We start from the raw sequence: 22,181 nt of genomic DNA, 5'->3' as shown, positions 1-22,181 counted from the left end.
GCCCCGGGCGAGCCGGCGGGGCGGGCATGACCGGCCCGGAGGCGGTCACCGTCGGCGAGACGATGGTGGTGCTGTCGCCGGTCGACGCGACGCCGCTGGAACGCGCCGACCGGGTCCGGCTCGGCGTCGGCGGGGCGGAGTCCAACGTGGCTGCCGGACTGGCGGGCCTCGGCCACCGAGTCGCCTGGGTGAGCCGGGTCGGCGACGACCCGTTCGGCCGGATGGTGGCCCGCGAGGTCGCCGACGCGGGCGTCGACGTCGACCTGGTCGCCGTCGACCCGGACGCCCCGACCGGCGTCTACTTCAAGGATCCCCGGCCGCAGGCCACCGGCGTGCACTACTACCGGGCCGGCTCGGCCGCGTCCCGGCTGGGCCCGGAGGCGTTGGACGACCCCCGGCTGGCCGGCGCGCGGCTGCTGCACCTGTCCGGGGTGACCCCGGCGCTGTCGGAGTCCTGCCGGGCGCTGGTCTCCCACGCGGTCGACGGCCGGCCGCTCGGCGACGCGCTGGTCAGCTTCGACGTCAACCACCGGCCCGGGCTCTGGCCGGCCGACCGGGCCGCCGACGTGCTGCGCGACCTCGCCGACCGGGCCGACGTGGTGCTCGTCGGCCTGGACGAGGCCGAGCGGCTGTGGGGGAGCGCCGACCCGCAGGCCGTGCGCCGCCTGCTGCCCCACCCGAAGGTGGTGGTGGTCAAGGACGGCGCCGTGGGCGCGACCGCGCTGCCGCGTACCGGGCCGGGGGTGTTCGTGCCGGCGCTGCGGGCGCCGGTGGTCGAGCCGGTCGGCGCCGGGGACGCGTTCGCCGCCGGCTACCTCTCCGCCCTGCTGCGCGGGCTCGGCCCGACCGCCGCGCTGCGCTGCGGTCATCTCGTCGCGGTCCGGGCCCTCGCGGTGCCCGGGGACTGCGCCCCGCCGCCGGACCGGCGGGACCTCGACGCCACCGTAGCGCTGCCCCCCGACCGCTGGGCGGCGCTCGACCCGGTCGCGGCGGGCCTCGTCGACGCGGCCCCGGCCGACGGCGGGAGCGCGGCCCCGGCTGCGGCCGGCTCGGCAGCCGGGGCGGCCGGTTCGGTAGCCGTGGAGACCGACGCGGTAGCTGGGGCGGCCGGCTCGGTAGCCGTCAGGGCCGGCGTGGCCGGCTCCGGAACAGCGGGGGCCGGCGTCGCCGGCTCGGCAGTCGCGGGGATCGGCGGGGCCGGCCCCGAGAACGGAAGGAGCGGCCGGTGACGGCGCACGACTTCGGCCCGATCTTCGACAACGCGCGGGTCATGGTGATCCTGCGGGACCTGCCGCCGCAGGAGACGGTCCGGCTCGCGAACCGGGCCTGGGACCTCGGCATCGACGTGGTGGAGGTGCCGGTGCGCACCCCCGAGGCGATGGAGGCGCTGCGCGTCGCCGTGGCCGCCGGCCGGGACCGGGACCGGATCGTCGGCGCGGGCACCGTGTTCGACCCGGCGCAGGTGCGGCAGGCGGCCGGTGCGGGGGCCGCGTTCACCGTCGCGCCCGGGCTCGACCTCGCGGTGGCCGATGCCGCGCTCAGCCACGGGATTCCCCACCTGCCGGGGGTGGCCACCCCGACCGAGGCCCAGCGGGCCCGCGACCACGGGCTGGTCTGGCTCAAGGCGTTCCCGGCGGTCAGCCTCGGGCCGCAGTGGTTCAAGGCGGTCGCCGGGCCCCTGCCCGAGCTGCGGTTCGTCGCCACCGGTGGGATCGACGCGGGCAACGCGGCCGGCTTCCTGGCCGCCGGGGTCAGGGTGGTGGCCGTCGGGTCCGCGCTGTCCGACCCCGCCCAGATCGACCGCCTCGCCGAGCTGGCCCGGGGCGGCCGGGAGACCGCCGTCGGCCCCGGCTGACCCGGGCTCAGCCGGGGGCGGGGCCGGTGCTGCCCCGGCGGACCAGTTCCGCCGGCAGCGTCTCGACGCGGGGCCGGCCGCCGGCCGGGTCGAGGGCCAGGGTCATCGCCCGGACGCCCAGCTCGACCAGGGGCAGCCGCACCGTGGTCAGCGCCGGGGTGACGTCGCCGGCGATCGGCATGTCGTCGAAGCCGAGGACGGAGACGTCCCGGGGCACCCGGACGCCGCGCGAGCGCAGCAGGGCGAGCGCGCCGACGGCCATCGAGTCGTTGAGCGCCACCAGCGCGGTGAGGCCGGGGGTCGTGTCCAGCAGGTCGGCCGTGGCCCGGGCCCCACCGTCGCGGTCGAAGTCGGCGTAGCGGATCCGCTCCTCCGGCAACTCCACACCCTCCCCGGCGAGCGCCCGGCGCAACCCGGTGAGCCGGTCGGTGATGGTGGTCAGGATCCGGGGGCCGGCGACCACCCCGATCTCCCGGTGCCCGAGGCGCAGCAGCTCCCGGCCGATCAACTCGCCGCCGGCGTCGTTTGCCGGCATCACCGCGTCGCCGAAGTGGTCGTGCCGGCCGATCACCGCGACCCGCCCGCCCGTCGCCTCGTACGCGGCCAGCTTCTCGTTGAGCAGGGCGGTGAACGCGGCGTCGTGGTAGCCGGAGCCGGCCAGCACGATCGCGGCGACCTGCTGGCCGCGCAGCAGCTCGACGTACTCCAGCTCGCGGACCGGGTCGCGGTAGCTGTTGCAGATGATCAGCAGCCGGCCCCGCTCGATGGCCACCCGTTGCAGCCCCCGGGTCACCTCGGCGAAGTACGGGTCCGAGACGTCGTGCACGACGACGCCGACCACGCTGCGCTGCGGCCGGGCCAGCAACTGGGCGTGCGCGTTCGGCACGTACCGCAGGTCGGCGACGGCGCTCAGCACGCGTTCGCGCAGTTCCTCGGCGACCGGCTTGCTGCTGCCGTTGATCACCCGCGACGCCGTCGCGGGGGAGACTCCCGCCCGTCGTGCGACATCGGCCAGCGTCGCCATCCGCCGCCCCCTGGTGGTCCTCCCGAGCGGTCCCGCCCCGCACGGTCGCGGACAGGTTACCGCAGTGACACGGAAAGCTCTTGCCCTGCGAGGCGGCCCGCCCCTACGCTCCCAGGAAAGCGCTTGCCCGGCGCGCTGGTGATCCCTGCCCGCCGCGCGGGCGCCGGCCCGAGGAGAGGGAAGAAAACATGCGCAGGCCGATCGGCATCATCGTCAACGGCGTCACCGGCCGGATGGGCTACCGCCAGCACCTCGTCCGTTCGCTGCTCGCCATCCGGGAGCAGGGCGGGGTGCCGCTGACGGACGGCACCCGGATCTGGCCCGAGCTGGTCCTCGTCGGACGCAACGAGAACCGGCTGCGCGACATCGCCGAGCGGCACGGGCTGACCGACTGGACCACCGACCTGACCGCCGCGCTCGCCCGCGACGACATCGAGATCTACTTCGACGCCCAGCTCACCCAGCAGCGGGAGAAGGCCGTCCGCCAGGCGATCGACGCAGGCAGGCACGTCTACACCGAGAAGCCCCTCGCGGAGGACAGCACCGCCGCGATGGAGCTGGCCCGGGCCGCCGAGGCCGCGAACGTGCGTACCGGCGTCGTGCAGGACAAGCTCTTCCTGCCCGGCCTGCGCAAGCTCAAGCGGCTGATCGACGGCGGCTTCTTCGGCCGCATCCTCTCCGTGCGCGGCGAGTTCGGTTACTGGGTCTTCGAGGGCGACTGGCAGCCCGCCCAGCGCCCGTCCTGGAACTACCGGGCCGAGGACGGCGGCGGGATCGTGATGGACATGTTCCCGCACTGGCACTACGTGCTGGAGGAGCTGTTCGCCCCGGTCCGCGCGGTCACCTGCGTCACCGCCACGCACATCCCGCGCCGCGTCGACGAGGCCGGGCGGCCCTACCCGGCCACCGCCGACGACGCCGCGTACGGCATCTTCGAGCTCGACGGCGGGATCATCGCCCAGCTCAACTCCTCCTGGACCGTCCGGGTGAACCGGGACGAGCTGGTCGAGTTCCAGGTGGACGGCACCGAGGGCAGCGCGGTCGCCGGGCTGCGCGACTGCCGCGTCCAGCACCGGTCGGTCACCCCGAAGCCGGTCTGGAACCCGGACCTGCCCTCCGGCGAGGACTTCCGCTCGCAGTGGACCGAGGTGCCCGACAACGACGAGTTCGACAACGGGTTCAAGGTGCAGTGGGAGGCGTTCCTGCGGCACGTGGTGGCCGGCGAGCCGTTCCCGTGGGACTTCCTGGCCGGTGCCCGCGGCGTGCAGCTCGCCGAGCTGGGCCTGCGCTCCGCCCGCGAGCACTGCCGCGTCGAGGTCCCGGAGCTGAGCCGTTGAGGACCGAAATCACCCTCCCCGACGGTACCCGGCACCGGCTCTCCGGCGCCGGCGGCTTCGCCCGCCCCGACGCCCCGGCCATCTCCCGGACCGCGTACGCCGCCGCGCACGTGGTCGCCGACCCGCGCGCCGAGAACGTCCCCGGCGCCCCGGCCGCCGTCGACTGGGAGCGCACCCTGGCCTTCCGTCACCACCTGTGGTCGTACGGGCTCGGCGTGGCCGAGGCGATGGACACCGCGCAGCGCGGCATGGGGCTGGATTACCCGGCCACCCGGGAGCTGATCCGGCGCAGCGCCGCCGAGGCCCACGCGTCCGGCGGGCGGATCGTCGCCGGGGTCGCCACCGACCAGCTCCCCGTCGGCCCGGCGAGCATCGAGCGGATTCGCGACGCGTACGCCGAGCAGCTCACCGAGGTCCTGGCCGCCGGGGCCCGGCCGGTGCTGATGTGCAGCCGGCACCTGGCCGCCGCCGCCCGTGGCCCCGAGGACTACCAACGGGTGTACGCCCACCTGCTGGCCACCGCCGACCAGCCGGTGGTGCTGCACTGGCTCGGCGACATGTTCGACCCGGCGCTGACCGGCTACTGGGGCTCGACCGACCTGGACCTCGCGGCCGACGCGGTGCTGGACCTGGTCTCCGACCACGCCGGGAAGGTGGACGGGATCAAGGTGTCGCTGCTCGACGCCGACCGGGAGGTGGCACTGCGCCGCCGGCTACCCGCCGGGGTGCGCCTCTACACCGGCGACGACTTCCACTACCCGGAACTGATCCGCGGCGACGAGGCCGGCCACTCCGACGCCCTGCTCGGCGTGTTCGCCGCGATCGCCCCGGCCGCCGCCGCCGCGCTGGCCGCCCTCGACCGGGGCGACCTGACCGCGTACGACGAGATCCTCGCCCCCACGGTGCCGCTGGCCCGGCACCTGTTCGCGGCGCCGACCTGGCACTACAAGACCGGCATCGTCTTCCTGGCCTGGCTGACCGGCCACCAGGACCACTTCACCATGGTCGGCGGCCAGCAGGCCGGCCGGTCGCCGGCCCACCTGGCCCGGCTGCTCACCCTCGCCGACGCCGCCGGGCTGCTGCCCGACGCGGAGCTGGCCGCCACCCGCGCCCGGGCCTACCTCACCGTCGCCGGGGTGGCCCGGTGACCGCCGCCGACGAGCCGGCGATGACCGCCCCCGCCGGAGGCCGGCTGGCCCGGTTCTCGTTCAACCAGGCCACCGCCACCGGCTGGGGGCTGGCGGAGCTGGTCGGCGGCTGCGTGGCCGCCGGGGTCCCGGCCGTCGGGCTGTGGCGGGAGCCGGTGCGGCAGTACGGGCTGGCCAGAACCGCCCGGCTGGTCCGCGACGCGGGGCTGAGGGTCACCTCGCTGTGCCGGGGCGGGTTCTTCACCGCCGACGACTGGCGTGACGAGAACCTGCGGGCGATCGAGGAGGCCGCCACCCTCGGCACCGCCGAACTGGTGCTCGTCTCCGGCGGGCTGCCGGCCGGCAGCCGGGACGTCGACGGGGCCCGGGAGCGGGTCGCCGACGCCATCGGCGAGCTGGCCCCGCACGCCGCCGCGGCCGGGGTTCGGCTGGCCATCGAGCCGCTGCACCCGATGTTCTGCGCGGACCGGTGCGTCATCGCCACCCTGGGCCAGGCCCTCGACATCGCCGAACGGTTCGACCCGGGCACCGTCGGGGTGGTCGTCGACACGTACCACCTGTGGTGGGACGACACCGTGTACCGGCAGATCGCCCGCGCCGGGGACCGGATCGCCGCCTTCCAGGTGGCGGACTGGGTCACCCCGCTGCCCGAGGGCGTGCTGCTCGGACGGGCGCTGCCGGGGGAGGGCTGCATCGATCTGCGCCGGTTCCGGGACGCCGTCGACGCCGCCGGCTACCGGGGCGCGATCGAGGTGGAGGTCTTCCACGCCGACCTGTGGTCCCGGCCCGGCCCGGACATCCTCGCCGCAGCGATCACGGCCCACCTGACCCACGTCGCCTGAGTCGGGTCACCACGGTCCATGGACCTAGGGTGGCGGGGTGATCGACATCGCCAGCGTGCTGCTCGTCGACCGGGCCGGACGGATTCTGCTGCAGCTTCGCGACGCGTACGCGCCGCGCCACCCGAACGTCTGGGGGCTTCCGGGCGGGCACCGGGAGCCGGGGGAGACGGTCGACCAGACCGCCCTGCGGGAGCTGCGGGAGGAGACCGCGCTGACGCCCGACGCCGGCCTGCGACCCTTCGGCACCCCGCAGGTGCCGGAGGTAAATCGGATGAAGCACTACTATTGGGGCGGCACGAGCGCCCGTCAGGAGGACGTGGTGCTCGGCGAGGGGGCCGCGATCGTCTTCGTCCCGCCCGACGAGCTGTTCGACGGCCGGCCCTACATGCCCGGCACCGCCGAGGTGCTGGCCCGCTTCCTCGCGGCCCCCGAGTACGCCGAGGCGCGCAGGGCGGCGGGCGGGTAGCGGCGCGGCGCTGCCTCCCCGGTCCGGCCGGCGCCGCCCCGGATCGGGCTGGGCCGTCACCGGGCGGGCCCGCGGCGGCGGCGGCCCCGGCCGGGGCCGCCGCGCCCGCCGGGAAGCACTACGGGCGGGGCGGCGGCGCGACGGTGAGGAGACGGCGATGGCCCGGTGGGGGTGGTTGCGGCAGGCGGCCGGCCGGTTGCGACGGGGCTGGGTGGTGGTGGCGGAGGGCACCCTGGCGGCCACCCTGTCCTGGCTGCTGGCGAGCTGGCTGCTGGGGCACTCGCGGCCGTTCTTCGCCCCGGCCGCCGCGCTGATCGTCCTCGGTCAGGCCCGGGGGCACCGGACGCGCCGGGCGCTGGAGGTGCTGTTCGGTGTCGCCGCCGGGGTGCTCGTCGCCGACGTGCTGGTGCGGGCCCTCGGCCCCGGCAGAAGCTGGACGGTCTTCGTCGTCATCCTGACCACCATCGTGCTGGCCGTGGCGTTCGGCGCGGGGCGCGTCACCGTGGAGCAGGCCGCCGTCTCGGCCCTCTACGTGGTGGTGGTCTCCCCGCCCACCGAGTCGCTGGTGCCGTTCCGCTTCGTCGACGCGCTCATCGGCGGCGCGGTGGCCCTCGTCACCAGCCAACTCGTCGGTGCCCGGCACCCGCTCGTCCCGCTGGCCGCCGAGTTCCGGCGGACCTTCGGCGACCTCGCCGGGCTGCTCGGCGAGGTCGCCGACGCGCTCGACGCCCACGACGAGGCCGCCGCCCTGGCCACCTTCGACCGGGCCAGGGGAATGGACGCCGCGGTGCAGCGGCTGCGCGCCGGGGTGCGCGCCGCCGGCGAGGCGCTGACCCTGCGGGTGCGCCGCCGCGGGAGCATCAGCCGGCTGCGCTCGGTCGACGCGTCCATCGGGCAGATCGACTCCGTCGTTCGCAACGTGCGGGTCCTGGCCCGGGCCGGGGTGAACCTCACCCGGCTGCCCACCCCCGCCTCCGACGGCCTCGGTGCCGCGATCCGGTCCATGGCCGACGCGGTGCACGCCGCCGGGGAGGCGTTGGCCGCCGACCTGGACGGCCGGGAGGACGCCGCCGACGGGGACGCCGCCCGCGCCGAGACCGCCGCGCTGGAGGCGGTCCGGGGCGCCGGCCGCCTGTTCACCCCGGGCGGCACCCTGCCGCTGGCCATGATCGTCGGGCATCTGCGGACCACCGCCATCGACCTGCTGCGGGGGATCGGGGCGGACGACGCCACCCTCGGCCGGATCGACGAGGCGCTCGGCGTCCCGGCGGTGTGACCCCCGCGTCGGCCCGGGTGGGTCGCACCTTCCCACCGCCCGGTCCGCCGATCCGGCTACGGGTAAGGGGCGGGCCGGTGGTCGGTGCTGTCGCATCGGAGTGTCCAATGGTGGGACCACACTGCCCCGCCGGAGAGGAAACCACCCCGTGAGCAGCACCGCCGACGCCTCGACCGCCGATCGGGGTAACGCGCCGGCCGGCGTACCACGCGCGGTCCTGGCCGCCCGCAACGGCGTGGCGGCCGTGTTCGCCCTCAACGGCCTCGCGATCGCCTCCTGGTTCTCCCGGGTGCCGGCGGTCCGCGAGACGCTGGGCCTCAGCGCCGGGCAACTCGGGCTGCTGCTGCTCGCCATGTCCGTCGGCGCGCTGCTGGCGATGCCGACCGCCGGGCTGGTCACCCAGCGCCTCGGCGCGGCCCGCACGGTGGCGGCCAGCGTCCTGCTGGTGGCGGGCGGCATGACGGTGGCCGGGATGTCCGCCGGGTTCGCCGGGTTCCTGCCCGGCGTCGCCGTCGGCCTGTTCCTGTTCGGCTACGGCTCCGGCACCTGCGACGTGGCGATGAACATCGAGGGCACGGCCGTCGAACGGCGGCTGGGCCGGACGATCCTGCCCCGGTTCCACGCCGCGTGGAGCCTCGGCTCGGTGGCCGGCGCGGGACTCGGCGCGGCGGCGGCCCAGGCCCGAGTGCCGATCGCCGCGCACCTGACCGTGCTGGCGGCGGTCGTGCTCGCCGGCACGCTGCTCGGGGCCCGGGCCTTTCTGGCGGCCCGCGCCGCCGACCCGGCGTCCGCCCGGGACGACGCTGCCGCGCGCCGTGGCTCGCTGCTCGCCGCCTGGCGGGAGCCGCGCACCCTGCTCATCGGCCTGCTGGTGCTGGTGATGGCGTTCACCGAGGGCAGCGCCAACGACTGGCTCGCGGTGGCGTTCGTCGACGGGTACGGGCTGAGCGAGGCCGCCGGCGCCGCCGTCTTCGGCGTCTTCGTGGTCGGCATGACCGTCGGTCGCACCGCCGGCACGGTGGCGCTCGACCGTTGGGGCCGCGTGCCGGTGCTGCTCGCCACGATCCTGTGCGCCGGGGTCGGCGCCACCCTCGCGGTGCTGGCCGGCTCCGGGCCGATCGCGATCGCCGGGGTCGCGCTGTGGGGGCTCGGCGCGTCGCTCGGCTTCCCGGTGGGGCTGAGCGCCGCCGCGGACGACGAGGACCGGGCGCCGGCCCGCGTCAGCGTCGTCGGGGTGATCGGCTACTCCGCGTTCCTCGGCGGTCCGCCGCTGCTGGGTCTGCTCGGCGACGAGGTGGGCACGCTGCGCGCCCTGATCGTGGTGCCGCTCCTGCTGCTGCCCGCCCTGGCCCTGGTCCCGGTGATCCGGCCGCTGGCCGGCTCCCGGCTCACCCGCTGACCCACCCCGCTCGGCGCCCCGTGGTCAGGTTCCTCTCACCCCGCGCCCAGCGGGATGCCAGGCGGGGGTGCTCCACTGGTGGGACGCTGAGGAGAGGAGCCGGGCATGGGCTGGTTCAGCCGGCGACGGCGCGCCGCCGACGGGATCCCGACGAAACTCGACCGGGAGGCGACGCCCGACGACCTCGCCGCCCTGGAGGCGTTCGTGGCGAGCCGCCGGGGTGTGGAGTTCTACCTCGAGCCGGAGACCACCGCGACCGACACCACCGTGGTGGCGATCGCCCACGACGGGGAGTGGATCCGGCGGCGGACCGGTTCGCCCCGGGCCGCCGCGAAGATCGCCCAACGGCACGCGGTGCCCCTGTACGAGGCCGCGCGCACCGGGTACCCGGAGCGGATGCGGGCCTGGAACCGGGCGCACCCGGAGCGCCGGGCGCACTGACCCCGGGCAGACGGCGTCGCCCGCACGAGCCACCGGGACCGGGTCACCCGCTCAGCGCGCGGGTCACCGCGTAGCCGAGCGACGCCGCGGCCAGCCCGGCGGCCACGCTGGTCAGCGCGTTGGCCAGGGCGGTCCACGGGGACCCGTCGCGGGCCAGCCGCAGCGTCTCGTAGCCGAAGGTCGAGTAGGTGGTCAGCGCACCGCAGAAGCCGGTGCCGAGCAGCGCGGCGACGGCCGGCCCGACCGGCGCGGCGACCAGGGCTCCGAGCAGCAGGGAGCCGAGCACGTTCACGGTCAGGGTGCCCCACGGGAACGACGAGCGGTGCCGGGACTGCACGGCCCGGTCGGTGAGGTAGCGCAGCGGCGCCCCGACGGCCGCGCCGAGGGCGATCAGCAGGACCGTCATCGGGCCTCCCGATCCTCGTCGGCCCGGCCTGTCGGGGCCGGCCCGTCCGCCGCCCGGGTTCCGCCCGGGCCCGGCAGGCCGCCGCCCGCCGCTGCCGGCCGGGCCGCGCGGCGCAGGAACCGGCCGGCGGCGGCGTCGCCGAGCCACACCGCGACCAGCGCCCCCACCAGGGTGGCGACGAGGTACGCCAGCGCGGTGCCGGCCGCCCCGGCGGCCACCGCCAGCCGCACGTCCACCGCGTACGTGGAGAAGGTGGTGAACCCGCCCAGCACGCCGACGCCGAGGAAGGGCCGGGTGAGCGGCCGGGTCCGCCCGGCGGCGACCATCGCCATCAGCGCCCCGATCAGCAGGCATCCGGTCACGTTGACGGCGAACGTCGCCCACGGGAAGCCGGTGGGCCGGTGCGGGACGGCGGCCTGGAGCCCCGCGCGGGCCAGCGCGCCGAGGACGCCCCCGGCCGCGATCACGCCGAGCACCGCCGCCGGGTGCGCCCGCAGTTCGCCCCGGTCCCCGGGTACGCGCAGGTCGACGTCGGGGTCGACCCGGCGCGGGTCCGCTCCGGTCACCTCGCCCTCCCACCGCACGCCCGCCGTCGGCCGGGAACCCGTCGGCGCGCGTCCTCGCGGCTGCCCGGCGGGCGGCACCCTCGTGTCTTCGCCCGGAGGAGCCTACCGTCGGCGGCCCCCCCGGTCACCGCGACGCAGGCGGCGGGGTCCGGTCAGCGGACGGCGGCCACCGCCGCGTCGGCACCGCCCCGCCACAGCGTGCCGACCTCGGTGAAGCCGGCGGCGGCCAGCGTGTCGAGGTGCCAGGAGACCGGAGGGTTCCACTCGGGACTGTGCCCGGTCGGGTAGATCTCGTGGCGCTGCGCGACCAGTGGGCCGAGCACCGGGTCCGCGCCGGCCCGCTCCCACCAGTCGGGCCAGGACAGGGCCGCCCCGGCGGCGTACCGGGTGGCCCGGCGCTCGCGGGCCCGGGTGGTCAGCCGGTCGGTCAGCCCCGGCAGCGCGTCGTCGGGCATCCGGTCGGCGTTGACGAGGAGACCACCCGGACGTAGCAGGCCCCGGATCTCACCGTAGAGGGCGGTGAGCCGGTCGGCCGGCAGCCAGTGCAGGGCGGTGGCGGTGAGCACCGCGTCGTAGTCGCGGTGCGGCAGCCGATCGGCCCAGTCGGGGCGACCCAGGTCGGCGACCAGCACGGTGGCCCGGTCGCGCAGCGACGCCTCGGCCAGGGCCAGCAACGCCGGGTCGAGGTCGACCAGGGTCACCTCGGCCCGGGGGAAGCGGGCCAGCGCCCGCAGGGAGATGGTGCCGGTGCCCCCGGCGAGGTCGAGCAGGCGGGGGGCGTCCCCGTCGACGACCGCGTCGACGGCGTCGAGCATGGCGGCGAGGCGCGCCTCCCGGTCCGGCATGAACGCCTCCTGCTGCCGGTCCCAGCTTTCCTGCCAGGCGGTCGCCGTGCCGACGAGCGGATCGGCCGCCTCGGTGATGTAAGGAGTCATGGCGCTCAGGTTAGTTACATCTCCGACGCGGGTCCAGACCTTGTTGCAAAGTATTGGCAATTGCGGGATAGTGGCAGTGCGATGATCGCCGGATGGCCGGCGTGGGCGTCCCGGGTGGTGGGTGGTTCCATCCCCGCCCGGGAGGTCGCCCCCGTCCCGCCCGCCCCCCGTCCCGCCAGGTTGCCCCCTTCGCCGGCGGCTCGACCCCGGGAACCCGTGACCCACGTCGCTCCCGACGGTGGTTGACCTCAATGCCGCTTCATGTCCGAACCTGGGTGGTGAGGGCGAGCCACGCGGAGGTACGGCATGAGAGTGATCGAGGTGACCCGGTTCGGTGGACCGGAGGTGCTGGCGCTGACCGAGGTGCCGGACCCGTCGCCGGGCCCGGGCGAGGCGGTGATCGAGGTGGCCTACGCCAACGTGCTGTGGATCGACACGGCGATCCGTGCGGGCCGGGCCGGGGCGTGGTTCCCGGACCGGCCCCCGTACCGGCCCGGCTCGGGGGTGGCCGGGACGGTCGCCACGGTGGGTGCCGGCGTCGATCCCGCCTGGGTCGGCCGGCGGGTGGTCACGCGGACCGGGCCGGGAGGCGGCTACCTGGACCGGGCCCTGGTGCCGGTCGACGACCTCTTCGCCGTGCCTCCGACGGTGTCGCTGCGCGACGCCGCCGCCCTGCTGACCGACGGACTCACCGCGTTCGCCGTGCTCGACCTGGTCGGCGGCGTCCGGGCCGGCGAGCGGGTGCTGGTCACCGCCGCCGCCGGGGGAGCGGGCGCGGTGCTGCTCCAGGCGGCACAAGCCGGGGGCGCCCGGGTGGTCGGGGCGGCGCGCGGCGCGACCAAGCGGGACGCGCTGCGCCGGCTCGGCGCCGAGGAGACCGTGGACTACTCGGCCCCGGACTGGACCGATCGGGTACGCGCCGTTCTCGGCGGCGTCGACGTCCTCCTCGACGGCGCCGGCGGGGCGTACGGCCGGGCCGCGTTCGACCTGGTCGTGTCCGGCGGCCGGACGTGTGCGTACGGCGCTCCGGCCGGCGGCTTCGCCGTGCCGGACCCCGCGTCGGCCCGTGACCGGGGCGTGGCGGTCACCGGCATCGGGGACCTGCGGGCCCTCACGGTGCAGGCCCGACGGCGTCACCTGCTGGCGGCGCTGGACGCCGTCGCAGCCGGCCGGGTGGTGCCGTTGGTGGGGCAGACGTTCCCGCTGGACCGCGCCGCCGACGCGCACCGGGCCATCGAGGACCGCGAGACGGTCGGCAAGACGCTGCTTTCCGTCTGACCCGGACGGACCAGGGCCGGCCGGGGACCGACGCCCCGGCCGGCCGCCGGTCAGCGGCCCGGGTCGGCCGGGGTCGGCGCGACGGGGTCGGCGACCACCGGGGCCGCACCGGCCGCACCGGCCGGCCCGGCCGGGGCCGGGATCCGGGCCGGGTCGGCCGGAGGTGGGATCCGGGCCGGGTCGGCCGGGTCCGGGGTCGGGGCCGGCCGGGCGGCCAGGCCGCCGAGCAGGGCGCCGAGGAGCGCGGCGAGGGTGACGACGCCGGCGGTCACCTCCGGCGTCCAGCCGATCCCGGCGGCCGGCGCGAGCCCTGCCAGGTGCCCGGCGACCACCAGCCCGGCGACCAGGGCGCCGGCGATCGGCAGTCGCAGTGCGGCGTCCCGCCCACGGATCGCGTCCAGCCGGAGCAGCAGCACGTCGGCGAGGCCGGCGCCGCAGACCGCCCCGAGGGCGGCCCACGCCTGCGGTGTCGGGAACTCGTGCATCACCATGTCGAACAGCGCCACCCCGGCCACCAGGGTGGCCGCCACCCCCGGAGTGGCCCGCCTCCGGTGGGCGAGCAGGAACGGCCCGACCAGCACCAGCGTGGTGATCAGGTACGCGTCGACGCCGAGGATCGCCGCCTGCTGCGTCCCGACGGCGCCGAGCGCGCGGGTCGGCGCCAGGGTGAGGAACGCCGACGCGTAGGTGAGCAGGATCGACGGTGCCATCACGCCCAGGGCCAGGGACGCCACCCCCGTCGCCGATCGTCCGCCGCGCTCACCGCTGGCCCACCAGGACCGCAGCGGGCTGGTCAGCAGCAGCACCGCCGAGGCGTCCAGCAGCAGGTGGCTCGGGCTGAACTCCGCGTCCAGGCCCACCTCGACCCCGAGGATCTCGTGCCAGGCCATGTCGGCCAGGCCGGCGAGCAGGAAGGCCACCGCCCCGATCGCCCCGACCCGGTAACCGGCCGGGAAGGCGTCCCGCCACCACCGGGGCGCGGCGTCGCGCCGCTGGTACGCCAGCCAGAACGTCCACGCCGCGGTGGCGACGAAGCCCGCGTAGAGCAGGCCGTGCCACGGGGTGAAGAACCCCTCGATGGTCTCGACGATGTTGCTGTGTGCCCAGCCGTCCGACATCGCCCCGGCCGTCAGGCACGCGCCGAGCAGGACGGTGACCAGGTCCTCCCGGCGGGTGGCCGGCGGTACCCGGGGGACCGTCGCCGGGGTGGACGGGGATGTCTCGTGGCGGACTCCGCTGCTCGTCATCGGTGGCCCTCTCGAAGGTCGGCGACTCCATGTCATTGTGCGACTCCGTTGTGTGATGGCGTGGGACCGTCGAGGTGCCCGCGCGCCGGGCGAGTCGCCCCGCCTCCACCTGGTGGAACAGGCCCGGTGCGGGGCGCGCCGTACGCGGGTCTGTCGGGCGTCGGCGGATTCCGCCCACCGTCGGCGGATGTCGGACCCCCGCGCCACGATGGCGGGATGAGTCAGATTGCGCTGTTCCACTCCGTCTACGGCCTGCGCCCGGCCGTGCTCGCCGCCGCCGACCGGCTCCGCGCGGCCGGGCACCAGGTCGTCACCCCCGACCTGTACGGGGAGCCCGCCGCCGACACCGTCGAGGCGGGGTTCGCCCTGCTCGACAAGATCGGCAAGCGGACCGTGCTCGACCGGGCCCGGGCCGCCGTGGCCGATCTGCCGCCCGACACGGTCCTGGCCGGCTTCTCCTTCGGCGTCTGGGTGGCCGCCGAGCTGCTCGCCGAGCGCCCCGACGCCGCCGCCCTGCTCCTGCTGCACGGCATCGCCGGCCCGCCGGAGACGGTCCGGCCGGGCCTGCCGGTGCAACTGCACCTCGCCGACCCCGACGAGTACGAGCCGCAGGACGAGGTCGACGCGTGGCAGCGGGCGATGACCGCCGCGGGCGCCGACCTGTCGGTGTACCGCTACCCGGGCCCGGGTCACCTCTTCACCGACCCGGATGTCCCTGATCACGACCCGACCGCCGCCGAGCTGACCTGGGAACGCGTGCTCGCCCTCCTCGACGGCCGCGGACGGCGCACGCCCGGCTGACCCCCCACCCCACCCGATCTGCGTCGGTTTGTCAGGCGGCCACGGCCAGCCGGGCCGGGCGGTCGGCCTCCGTCAGGCCCGTCGCCCCGACCGCCGCGATCCGGCTCACGGTTCGACCCGGCGGCCGAACCCCGCCCGCCCACCCGGTCGCCGCCCGGCGCGTCGTCCCCTGGCCCGTCCGGGGGCGGGCCGTCGTGCCCGGGCGCGCCCCGGCTGCCGTCGCCGTGCCGGCTGCCGTTCGGCCGGCCGACGTGCGCTCGGGGGCGACCGGCGCCGCCGTCGCGACCGCCGGTGCGCCGGTCGCCGTGCCGCCCGGTGCCGGCCGGTCGCCCGGTCCGGCCCCGGTTTCCTCGGTGCTCCCCGTCGGGCCCACCGACCTGACCGCCCCGTCGGATGCCGGTGGCGGCGCTGCCCGCTCGGGTAGGCGGACGACCGGCGCCGGTCGGGCATCGGGCCCGGCGGCGCCGTCGGGCCCGGGTCGGGCCGCGCCGCTGTCTCCCGGCCCGCGCCGGACCTCCCACGCCGGCCCGCCGGCCGGCCTCGCAGGGACGCCCGACGGGCGGGAGTCGGGTGCGGAAGCACGGGCGACCGCGAGCCGCAGGACCCCCGCCGTTGCGGGCGGGCCGGTGAGCGTGGGGCGTGGTTCCTCGGGCGGAACGGCGGTCGTGGGGCGTGGTCTCCCGGGCGGGCCGGTGCGCGTGGCGCGTGGCGCAACCAGGGCCTGACCGGCGGTCTTGGGGTGGCCAGCCACGGCGGGTCCGGGCAGCGCGGTCAGGACCGGCCGGGTGGCCGGCGACCGCCCCGTCCGCACCGGCGGGCCACCCCGAGGGCGGGGCAGGGGCGCGTCGATCGGGTAGCGCAGGTCCGCGCCGGCCGGTCGCGCCGGGTCCGCCGGGAGACCCATGGCAGCGCTGATCGGCAGCGTCGGGTGACCCAGGGCAGCGCTGATCGGCGGCGTCGCCAGATGCGGGTCGACCGGGGCCCCCGGGTCGGCCCGCCGAGCGATCTCGGTCCGTACCGACCGGGGCAGCCGGTCGTGCGCGACCCGGCGCAGCGCCGGATCGGCGACGCGGTAGCCGTCCCCGGCCGCGCGCCGCAGCAGGCCGCGTCCGGCGAGCCGGCGCAGGACCGGCTCGGCCCGCCCCGGCGCCCAGCCGAACGCCCGGTCCACCGTCGCGGCGGGGACCGACGGCCCGAGCGCGGCGACCACCATCGTCGCGGCGCGCTCCGCGCCGCCGCAGGCATCCAGCCGGGCAGCGGCGCTCGCGCGCACCCGGTCCGGCAGCGCCGCCGCCGGGTCCGTCCCCTCGGGGATCCGCCGCGCGTACGCCTCGGCGGTCCCGGGCAGGCCGCCGACCAGGGGCAGCAGGCGCGCCGCCAGCGCCGTCGGCTGACCGGCCCGGGCGAGCAGTTGACGCAGCAGCCGCCCGGTCTCCACCTGGGACAGCGGCGGCAGTGGCACCTCGGCGCGCCGGACGTCCGGCCCCGGCCGGGTGTCGGCCCACTCGGGACGGTGGGTGGTCACCACCGCCAACGGCAGTCGCCGCACGACGGCCGCCGCGACCAGGCCGCGCAGGAACCGGGTCACCGCCGGGGCGGCGCGGTCCAGGTCGTCCACCGCCACCACCAGGGGCTGCACGGCGGCCTGACGCAGCAGCAGCCGCTGCCAGACCACCGCGCCGGCCGGGAACGATCCGTCCAGCAGCCCCTCCAGGGCGACGGCCGTGGACAACGCCCGTACCGGCGGCACCAGGCCGTCCGCCGCCGCCAGCAGCCGTCGGCGGACGGTCGCCGGTGGGTCCTCGGCGCGTACGTCGGCGAACGCGCGCAGCAGGTCGGCCACGGGGCCCACCGGCCGCTCCGGGTACGGCGGGCAGGCGGCCACGCACCAGCGCACCGGGGTCCCGTCGGAGGCGTCGACGGCCCGGCGCAGCTCGTGCAGCATCCGGCTGCGCCCGCTGCCGGCCGGCCCGACCAGCGACACCCAGCGGGGGCTGTGCCCGCGTACCGCCCGCAGCACCTGGTCCCGCGCGCCTGCCAGCTGGCGGCGGCGGCCGATCAGCCGGCCGTGGTGGCCGGCCGGCTCGGGACGGTCCACGCCGGCGGCGATCGAGACGTCCATCGGCAGTGGCTTGCCGGCGACGGTCAGCGGGGGGAGCGCGCGGTGGACGATCAGGGTGGCGGTGGCACGGCGGGTGGCCGCGCAGACGACGACGGCGCCGGGCGGGGCGTGCTCCTGCAGGCGGGCGGCGGCGGTGATCACCGCACCGCTGGCCATGCCGTGCGCGCCGTCGCGCAACGCGGCGACGTCCACCAGTGCCTCGCCGGTGGCGACCCCGACCCGGGTACGCAGGGCTGCGACGCCGGGCAGCGTCCGTCCGTCCAGCGCGCGCTGGATTTCCAGCCCGGCTCGCACCGCCCGGTACGCGTCGAAGCCGTCGGACTCCCGGGCACCGAACAGGGCCATCACGGCGTCGCCGACGTACTTCTCGACCACGCCGCCCCACCGGACCAGCACCTCGGCGACGGTGTCGAAGTACGCACGTTGCAGCGCCCGGACATCCTCCGGGTCGAGCCGGTCGACCAGCGCGGTCGAGCCGACGATGTCGGCGAAGAGCACGCTGACCGTCCGCCGCTCCTCGGGAACTGGCCAGTCCGCCGGCGCCGTGACCTGTGTTTTCGTGACGATCGTGGACATGGGCATCGCACCGTCCTTTCCCCCCGTTTGGTGCCTGACGACCTCAGGAGACTCCCACCACCGGCAGGTCGGGGGATCGGCAGAACGACGTATGTCGGCCACCCGCAACCATTAGTCGCAATGTCGACGCGAGGTGTACGAGCGGCCGTGAAGACCCGTAGAACGGTCCGGGGCCCTGTGACTAGGCTGCGAGCCATGGCCAGCGATGTGGACGCCGCACCGCTCGTCGGCCGTGCCGGCCAGGTGGCGACGCTGCGGTCCGCGCTGCTCGACGATGTCGGGCCGGGACAGACGGCGGCGGTCTTCCTCACGGGCGAGAGCGGGGTGGGCAAGACCCGGCTGCTGCGTGAGGTGGGCGACCGGCTGCGCTCGGCCGGCGCGCTGGTGCTCACCGGCGGGTGTCTCGACATCGGGGACGCCTCCCCGCTGCACCCCCTGTTGCAGGCGTTGCGCCGGTTCGACGCGGACCTGACCGCCTCGCACGCCCGTACCTCGTCGGCGGTTCGCGGGCTGTTGCAGATGTTCGCCGAGGAGACCGGCGGCCCGGACGGCGCGGGGGCCCTGCTGGAGCGGGTCTCCCGGGGGCTGAACCTGGTGGCCCAGGGCCGGCCGCTGGTGCTGGTGCTCGACGACCTGCAGTGGGTCGACCGGAGCACCCGGCAGCTGCTGCTCTACCTGCTCGCCGGCCTGGGCGACCTGCAACTGTCGGTGCTGGCGGCGGTGCGGTCCGAGTCGTTGCAGGGCGCGCACCCGCTGCGCCGGGTGCTCACCGAGCTGCGCCGGCTGCGGTCGGTGCGGGTGCTCGACCTGGCCCCGTTGGACCGGGCGGACACCCAGCGGCTGGCGGCGGAGATCGTGGGCGGGCCGCTGGGCGTGGAGACGGCGGAGTCGTTGTGGCAGCGCAGCGGCGGAAACCCGTTCGTGGTCGAGGAGTTGGCGCGGGACCTGCGTGACGGCCGGGACGGGCTGTCGGACACCGTGCGGGAGGTGTTCCTGGCCCGGGTGGACGCCCTGCCCGAGCCCGCGCACGCGGTGGTGCACGCGGTGGCGGCCGGGGTGGAGCCGGTGGCGCACTGGCTGCTGGCCGAGGTGACCCGGCTGCCGGAGCAGGAGCTGATCGACGCGGTCCGGGCCGCGGTGGCGCACCGGCTGCTGGTCAGCGACGGCGACGGGTACCGGCTGCGGCACCGGCTCGTCGCCGAGGTGCTCGCCCATGAGTTGCTGCCCGCCGAGCGGTCGGCCCTGCACCGCCGGTACGCGGAGGCGCTGACCGCGGCCCCGGCGGAGCTGCACCAGGCCCGGCTGGCACACCACTGGCGGCTGGCCGGCGAGCCCGCCCGCGCTCTGCCGGCGGCGGTGTCCGCCGCCGAGGAGGCCGAGCGACTGCACGGCTACGCCGAGGCCCACCGGCACTGGTCGGTGGCCCTCCAACTGGCCGGCGTCCGGCCCACCGGGGCGTCCGCGGCGACCACCGGCACGCCCCCGGCGGACGGCGGCGTCGCCGTCGACCGCGCGGACCTGCTGCGGAACGCCGCCGAGGCGGCGCACCACTGCGGCGAGCACGCCCGGGCGCTGGCCCTGCTGGAGGACCTGGCCACCACCACCGCCGACGGCGCTGCCCCGGCCTGCGCGCTGCACATCCGGCGGGCCCGCTACCTGGCCGCCGCCGGCCGGTCCGCCCCCGCGGAGGCGGAGTACCGGCGGGCCCTCGCGGCGGCCGACTGCACCCCCCGGGAGCGGGCCACCGCCGCCGCCCACCTGGCCGAGCTGCTGCTGCACCTGGGCCGGTACGCCGACGCCGGCGACCGGGCCCGGGAGGCCCTGGCGCTGGCCGCCGAGGTGGACGGGTCCGTCCCCGAGGTGGTCATGGCCAGCATGGCGCTGGGGTTCAGCGAGGCCTACCTGGAGGACCCGGACACCGGGCTGGCCGTCATGCGGGAGGCCCTGGACACCGCCGAGCGGGCCGGCCGGCCCGAGGATGTGGCGTGCGCGTACCTGCACCTGGCGGAGCTGCTCACCGGGCCGCTGAACATCCTGGAGGAGGGTGTCGTGGTGGCCCGCCGGGGCGCCGAGCGGGTCGCCGAGTTGGGGCTGGGCCGCACGTACGAGACCCGGCTGCTGGCCATCGCCACCAACGGGCTGTTCCGGGTCGGGCAGTGGGCCGAGGCGGAGAAGGTGGTCGCGGCGGCGCTGCGGCACCGCCCCTCCGGCGCGGACGCCGTGGAGCTGCTGCTGGCCCGCTGCCGCCTCTCGGTCGGCTACGGCGACATCGAGGCCGCCGACCGGGACCTGGAGGCCGTCGCCACGGTGCTGGCCGGCGGCGGCGCCCGGCACGTCATCCCGCTGCTCACCCTGCGCGCCGGCCTGGCGATGTGGCAGGGCCGGCACGACCTGGCCCGCCAGGCGGTGCAGCGAGGGCTGACCGAGAGCCGCTCCGACGACGTGGGCATCCTCGCCGCGCTGGTCTGGCACGGGCTGCGGGCCGAGGCCGAGGCGTACGGGTCCCGCACGGTGCCGGTCGACCGGACGGCGGTACGCCGGCTGCGCGAGGTGGCCGAGCGGGTGGCCCGCAAGAGCGAGCACGCCGTCCGGTCCGTGCGGGACGTGGTCGACGGGTTCCTGGCGCTGTGCGACGCCGAGCTCAGCCGCCTCGACGGGAGCAGCGACCCCGAGCTGTGGGCCCGCTCGGTGAGCGAGTGGGAGCGGCGCCACCACCCGTACCCGGCGGCGTACTCGCGGCTGCGGCAGGCCGAGGCGCTGCTGGCCCGGCGCAGCCGTACGGCGACCGCCGGCAAGCTGCTGCGCCAGGCGTACCAGGTGGCGCTGCAGCTCGGCGCGGTGCCGCTGAGCACCGAGATCCGCACCCTGGCCGGCCGGGCCCGGGTGCGGTTGGAGGAGCAGGGCGCGTCGGTCGAGGGCCGGTCCCCGGCCGGCGCCGAGCCGGCCGGGGACGACCTGGCGGTGCTCACCGCCCGGGAGCGTGAGGTGCTCGCCGCGGTGGCGGAGGGGCTGACCAACAAGGAGATCGGCCAGCGGCTGTTCATCAGCGAGCGGACCATCGGCGTGCACGTCTCGCACATCTTCGACAAGCTCCAGGTCCGTACCCGGGTGCAGGCCAGCGCGATCTTCCTGCGTACCCGTCCCGAGTAGGCGCCGACGTACGTCGGTCGGCTGCTTATACGTCGTTCTACCGATCCGCCGCACGGGCCGCGGCTGGAAGGCTGTGCTCCGATGACGGCGGCACGGGGGTGCCTCGGACCACAGTGGAGGAGAAATGGACGAACCGGTCTGGGGCCCTGTCCACCAGGACATCGTCGGCCTGCTGGCCGACCACCCGGCGGACGTGCCGGCGGTGGTCGACCACCTCACCAAGCTCCAGGACATGCTGGTCCGGCTGCCTCCGTTGGAGCGCAGCTGCCCCCTCGCGGACTTCAACGAGCTCTACCTGACCATCACCACCAGCGTGCTCAACGGCCTGTACGACGACCGCTTCGCCGACCCGGTCTTCCTGGCCCGGCTCGACGTGGAGTTCGCTGCCCGCTACTTCGACGCGCTGCGCTACTGGACCGAGTCGAGCCCGGTCACGCCGCGGGCCTGGTCGTGCCTGTTCCGACGGATGCGGGGGCCGGACGCCCGGCCGCTTCCCTCGGCCGCGGCCGGGGTGAACGCGCACATCAACTACGACCTGCCGTTCGCGTTGGTGACCACGTTCGACAGCCTGGAGTCCGAGCCGGTCGACGGCAGCGACCAGCACCACGACTACCTGGAGATCAATCAGATCTTCGCGGAGCGGATCCCGGAGCTGCGCCGCGGCTACCTGGACAACTGGCAGCTCATGATCGACATGCTCAACGGCGACATCGACGACTGGTACCAGGGCGAGCTGGTGGAGTACACCCGGAACGTGGCCTGGCGCAACGCGCAGAAGATCTGGCGCTGCCGGCACGATCCGGATGCCCGCGAGTGTGAGCGCGAACGGCTGGACGACAACGCCGCCGCGCTCGGCCGGCTGCTGCTGTCGCCCCTCGGGGCGTTCCTGCAGTAGTCGGGACGGGGGGTCCCCGCGCTACCGGGGGGGAGCGCGGGGGCATCCCCCTGTCTCGGGCAGGACGGCCGGGGCCGCCAGGTGCCGGAGGACGTCCCCGGTGAGGTCGGCGACCCCGCCGGCACGTACCCGGTGGGGGAACTGCGCGGGACCGCCGCGCTCCTGGCCGACCGGGACGCCGCCGGGCCGGCGTCGCGGCTGTGGGAGCCGGCGTACGCGGCGGTACCCCTGCCGGCTCCGGTGCCGTTCCTCCGGCCTTCCTCACCGTTCCGGCGGGCGACACCGTCGGCACCGCCTACCGTCGGAGCAGGGCGTGAAGGGGTGGCGTGGCATGGCGGAGCGGCGGGACGCGCGGTCGAGGCGGCCCCGGGAGCACCGGGCGCGGGTCTCGCGGGACCCGGGCCCGGGGGAGCGGCC

Annotated in this window: 19 protein-coding genes; 13 read left to right on the top strand and 6 right to left on the bottom strand. The window is 76.7% G+C overall.

Annotated elements, in window-relative coordinates; genetic code table 11:
- The coding region (locus ABT023_RS27020) for a sugar kinase (RefSeq protein WP_350889289.1) at positions 1-1,229 on the top strand (1,229 nt) is incomplete at its 5' end.
- The gene (locus ABT023_RS27015) at positions 1,226-1,855 is read left to right on the top strand and encodes a bifunctional 4-hydroxy-2-oxoglutarate aldolase/2-dehydro-3-deoxy-phosphogluconate aldolase (RefSeq protein WP_350889287.1); all 630 of its coding nucleotides are present in this window, start codon (positions 1,226-1,228) and stop codon (positions 1,853-1,855) included. The genes ABT023_RS27020 and ABT023_RS27015, both read left to right, overlap by 4 nt.
- Before the next feature lie 7 nt (positions 1,856-1,862).
- Here the strand turns inward: ABT023_RS27015 and ABT023_RS27010 are convergent, their stop codons facing one another.
- Positions 1,863-2,879: a LacI family DNA-binding transcriptional regulator gene (locus ABT023_RS27010; protein WP_350889286.1), complete on the bottom strand. Its 1,017-nt coding sequence runs from the start codon at positions 2,877-2,879 to the stop codon at positions 1,863-1,865.
- Between the two features lie 188 nt (positions 2,880-3,067).
- On the opposite strand from ABT023_RS27010, the gene ABT023_RS27005 reads away from it, so the two are divergent.
- The 7 genes from ABT023_RS27005 to ABT023_RS26975 all read left to right on the top strand — a co-directional run bounded on the left by ABT023_RS27005 (position 3,068) and on the right by ABT023_RS26975 (position 9,788).
- The gene (locus tag ABT023_RS27005) at positions 3,068-4,216 is read left to right on the top strand and encodes a Gfo/Idh/MocA family protein (RefSeq protein WP_350889284.1); all 1,149 of its coding nucleotides are present in this window, start codon (positions 3,068-3,070) and stop codon (positions 4,214-4,216) included.
- Positions 4,213-5,364, top strand: a complete 1,152-nt coding sequence (locus tag ABT023_RS27000; protein ID WP_350889283.1) for a dihydrodipicolinate synthase family protein — start codon at positions 4,213-4,215, stop codon at positions 5,362-5,364. Before ABT023_RS27005 ends, ABT023_RS27000 begins: the two co-directional genes overlap by 4 nt.
- Positions 5,365-5,384: 20 nt before the next feature.
- Positions 5,385-6,206, top strand: coding sequence for a sugar phosphate isomerase/epimerase family protein (locus ABT023_RS26995; protein ID WP_350889290.1), 822 nt, complete (start codon positions 5,385-5,387; stop codon positions 6,204-6,206).
- A gap of 37 nt (positions 6,207-6,243) precedes the next feature.
- Positions 6,244-6,672 (top strand): NUDIX hydrolase, encoded by a 429-nt coding sequence (locus ABT023_RS26990; RefSeq protein ID WP_350889282.1) that lies wholly within the window; start codon positions 6,244-6,246, stop codon positions 6,670-6,672.
- Between the two features lie 157 nt (positions 6,673-6,829).
- A complete protein-coding gene (locus ABT023_RS26985; RefSeq protein ID WP_350889280.1) occupies positions 6,830-7,948 on the top strand; it encodes an FUSC family protein in 1,119 nt (372 codons plus the stop codon).
- Between the two features lie 148 nt (positions 7,949-8,096).
- On the top strand, positions 8,097-9,347 hold the full coding sequence (locus ABT023_RS26980) for an MFS transporter (protein ID WP_350889279.1): 1,251 nt from the start codon (positions 8,097-8,099) through the stop codon (positions 9,345-9,347).
- Positions 9,348-9,452: 105 nt separating this feature from the next.
- Complete coding sequence (locus tag ABT023_RS26975) at positions 9,453-9,788, top strand: hypothetical protein (RefSeq protein WP_350889278.1); 336 nt, start codon at positions 9,453-9,455, stop codon at positions 9,786-9,788.
- Between the two features lie 43 nt (positions 9,789-9,831).
- Here ABT023_RS26975 and crcB read toward each other — a convergent pair whose 3' ends face one another.
- The 3 genes from crcB to ABT023_RS26960 all read right to left on the bottom strand — a co-directional run bounded on the left by crcB (position 9,832) and on the right by ABT023_RS26960 (position 11,695).
- Positions 9,832-10,194 carry a fluoride efflux transporter CrcB gene (gene crcB, locus ABT023_RS26970; RefSeq protein WP_350889277.1) on the bottom strand — a complete coding sequence of 121 codons (363 nt, stop codon included), beginning with the start codon at positions 10,192-10,194 and terminating at the stop codon, positions 9,832-9,834.
- On the bottom strand, positions 10,191-10,760 hold the full coding sequence (locus ABT023_RS26965) for a FluC/FEX family fluoride channel (RefSeq protein WP_350889276.1): 570 nt from the start codon (positions 10,758-10,760) through the stop codon (positions 10,191-10,193). Before ABT023_RS26965 ends, crcB begins: the two co-directional genes overlap by 4 nt.
- A gap of 152 nt (positions 10,761-10,912) precedes the next feature.
- Positions 10,913-11,695, bottom strand: a complete 783-nt coding sequence (locus ABT023_RS26960) for a class I SAM-dependent methyltransferase (RefSeq protein WP_350889275.1) — start codon at positions 11,693-11,695, stop codon at positions 10,913-10,915.
- 306 nt (positions 11,696-12,001) lie between these two features.
- Between ABT023_RS26960 and ABT023_RS26955 the strand changes: the two genes are divergently transcribed.
- A complete protein-coding gene (locus tag ABT023_RS26955) occupies positions 12,002-12,973 on the top strand; it encodes a zinc-binding dehydrogenase (protein WP_350889274.1) in 972 nt (323 codons plus the stop codon).
- Between the two features lie 50 nt (positions 12,974-13,023).
- On the opposite strand, the gene ABT023_RS26950 is transcribed toward ABT023_RS26955, so the two are convergent.
- Positions 13,024-14,220, bottom strand: coding sequence for a hypothetical protein (locus ABT023_RS26950; RefSeq protein ID WP_350889273.1), 1,197 nt, complete (start codon positions 14,218-14,220; stop codon positions 13,024-13,026).
- A gap of 216 nt (positions 14,221-14,436) precedes the next feature.
- Between ABT023_RS26950 and ABT023_RS26945 the strand changes: the two genes are divergently transcribed.
- Entirely contained in the window at positions 14,437-15,021 is a 585-nt protein-coding gene (locus tag ABT023_RS26945) for a dienelactone hydrolase family protein (protein ID WP_350889272.1), read from the top strand.
- A gap of 31 nt (positions 15,022-15,052) precedes the next feature.
- On the opposite strand, the gene ABT023_RS26940 is transcribed toward ABT023_RS26945, so the two are convergent.
- Positions 15,053-17,725 (bottom strand): AAA family ATPase, encoded by a 2,673-nt coding sequence (locus ABT023_RS26940; protein WP_350889270.1) that lies wholly within the window; start codon positions 17,723-17,725, stop codon positions 15,053-15,055.
- 189 nt (positions 17,726-17,914) lie between these two features.
- On the opposite strand from ABT023_RS26940, the gene ABT023_RS26935 reads away from it, so the two are divergent.
- The gene (locus tag ABT023_RS26935; protein ID WP_350889268.1) at positions 17,915-20,869 is read left to right on the top strand and encodes a helix-turn-helix transcriptional regulator; all 2,955 of its coding nucleotides are present in this window, start codon (positions 17,915-17,917) and stop codon (positions 20,867-20,869) included.
- Between the two features lie 124 nt (positions 20,870-20,993).
- Positions 20,994-21,764: a DUF5995 family protein gene (locus ABT023_RS26930; protein WP_350889266.1), complete on the top strand. Its 771-nt coding sequence runs from the start codon at positions 20,994-20,996 to the stop codon at positions 21,762-21,764.
- Positions 21,765-22,181 lie beyond the last annotated feature (417 nt).

The organism is Micromonospora sp. NPDC002296 (genome assembly GCF_040296145.1).
Classification (GTDB): domain Bacteria; phylum Actinomycetota; class Actinomycetes; order Mycobacteriales; family Micromonosporaceae; genus Micromonospora.
The sequence above is the reverse complement of the archived record's forward strand: the minus strand, read 5'-3'. Positions and strand labels throughout refer to the sequence as shown.

What these genes read in the sequence shown, in the direction of transcription:
- crcB (WP_350889277.1), bottom strand. Translation starts at nt 10,194, where the DNA reads ATGACGGTCCTGCTGATCGCCCTCGGCGCGGCCGTCGGGGCGCCGCTG.
- ABT023_RS26955 (WP_350889274.1), top strand. Translation starts at nt 12,002, where the DNA reads ATGAGAGTGATCGAGGTGACCCGGTTCGGTGGACCGGAGGTGCTGGCG.
- ABT023_RS26950 (WP_350889273.1), bottom strand. Translation starts at nt 14,220, where the DNA reads ATGACGAGCAGCGGAGTCCGCCACGAGACATCCCCGTCCACCCCGGCG.
- ABT023_RS26975 (WP_350889278.1), top strand. Translation starts at nt 9,453, where the DNA reads ATGGGCTGGTTCAGCCGGCGACGGCGCGCCGCCGACGGGATCCCGACG.
- ABT023_RS27005 (WP_350889284.1), top strand. Translation starts at nt 3,068, where the DNA reads ATGCGCAGGCCGATCGGCATCATCGTCAACGGCGTCACCGGCCGGATG.
- ABT023_RS26940 (WP_350889270.1), bottom strand. Translation starts at nt 17,725, where the DNA reads ATGCCCATGTCCACGATCGTCACGAAAACACAGGTCACGGCGCCGGCG.
- ABT023_RS26935 (WP_350889268.1), top strand. Translation starts at nt 17,915, where the DNA reads ATGGCCAGCGATGTGGACGCCGCACCGCTCGTCGGCCGTGCCGGCCAG.
- ABT023_RS26995 (WP_350889290.1), top strand. Translation starts at nt 5,385, where the DNA reads ATGACCGCCCCCGCCGGAGGCCGGCTGGCCCGGTTCTCGTTCAACCAG.
- ABT023_RS27010 (WP_350889286.1), bottom strand. Translation starts at nt 2,879, where the DNA reads ATGGCGACGCTGGCCGATGTCGCACGACGGGCGGGAGTCTCCCCCGCG.
- ABT023_RS26945 (WP_350889272.1), top strand. Translation starts at nt 14,437, where the DNA reads ATGAGTCAGATTGCGCTGTTCCACTCCGTCTACGGCCTGCGCCCGGCC.
- ABT023_RS26930 (WP_350889266.1), top strand. Translation starts at nt 20,994, where the DNA reads ATGGACGAACCGGTCTGGGGCCCTGTCCACCAGGACATCGTCGGCCTG.
- ABT023_RS26985 (WP_350889280.1), top strand. Translation starts at nt 6,830, where the DNA reads ATGGCCCGGTGGGGGTGGTTGCGGCAGGCGGCCGGCCGGTTGCGACGG.
- ABT023_RS26960 (WP_350889275.1), bottom strand. Translation starts at nt 11,695, where the DNA reads ATGACTCCTTACATCACCGAGGCGGCCGATCCGCTCGTCGGCACGGCG.